This window comes from Mesorhizobium sp. M8A.F.Ca.ET.207.01.1.1 (assembly GCF_004794715.1).
Classification (GTDB): domain Bacteria; phylum Pseudomonadota; class Alphaproteobacteria; order Rhizobiales; family Rhizobiaceae; genus Mesorhizobium.
Genome location: NZ_SRUS01000435.1, coordinates 1 through 310 on the forward strand (window position 1 = coordinate 1; position 310 = coordinate 310).

Sequence of the window (310 nt, forward strand, 5' to 3'; positions counted from 1 at the left end):
CACCTCGCGGCAATGCTCCAGACTGGTCTGAGTATCCAGAGCGACCTCGGCAGCTTTGTTCTTGCGCCTGTGTCCGCTAGCAAAGCGGCGGTTGATATCGGACCCGTCGATCTGGTGATTTTCGCTGTCAAGCTCTACGACAGCGAGGAGGCGGCTGCATCCATCGCACCCCTCGTAGGCGCCAACACGCGCATCGTTACGCTGCAAAACGGCATCGACAGCGTCGAAATTCTTTGTCGTCACCTGCCGCGCGACCGCGTGATCGGCGGCGCCACCTACCTTTCCGGCTTCATCAGCAAGCCGGGCGAGG

The 310-nt window shown here is 61.3% G+C and carries 1 protein-coding gene; it reads left to right on the plus strand.

The features are described from left to right. Positions 1–310, plus strand: a 310-nt coding sequence (locus EN850_RS35245; RefSeq protein WP_246689335.1) for a 2-dehydropantoate 2-reductase, incomplete at both ends; no start/stop codon positions are given.